At 59.7% G+C, this 447-nt stretch carries 1 pseudogene; it reads right to left on the bottom strand.

The annotated features are described in order from the left end of the window. A pseudogene (locus tag A3764_RS00260) lies at window positions 1-447 on the bottom strand (IS5 family transposase); the annotation flags it as partial.

Raw genomic sequence — 447 nt, 5'->3', positions numbered from 1 at the left:
AAATAACGAGTGCGGCGAGGGCGATGGCTGACAGGAAGACTTTCGGGCATCTATCGTAACGGGTTGCCACACGCCGCCAATCCTTCAGCCTGCCGAACATGATTTCGATCCGGTTGCGCCGCTTGTAGCGACGCTTGTCGTACTTCACTGGCTTCTTCCGCTGTTTACGGCCAGGGATACACGCCCGTATCCCTTTGTCTTTCAACGCTTCTCGGAACCAATCGGCGTCATAGCCACGATCGCCAAGCAGCCAGTCCACCCTGGGCAAACGGCTCACCAGTGCTCGGGCACCGACGTAATCGCTGACCTGTCCTGCGGTCACGAACAGATTGAGCGGTCGGCCTTGGCTGTCGCAGATGGCGTGCAGCTTGGTGTTCATGCCGCCCTTGGTACGGCCAATCAGGCGTCCACGCCCCCCTTTTTGACGGCCAGACTGGTCGCTGTGCG

The sequence above is a fragment of the Sulfitobacter sp. HI0129 genome, assembly GCF_001635395.1.
Taxonomy (GTDB): Bacteria; Pseudomonadota; Alphaproteobacteria; order Rhodobacterales; family Rhodobacteraceae; genus Sulfitobacter.
The sequence above is the reverse complement of the archived record's forward strand: the minus strand, read 5'-3'. Positions and strand labels throughout refer to the sequence as shown.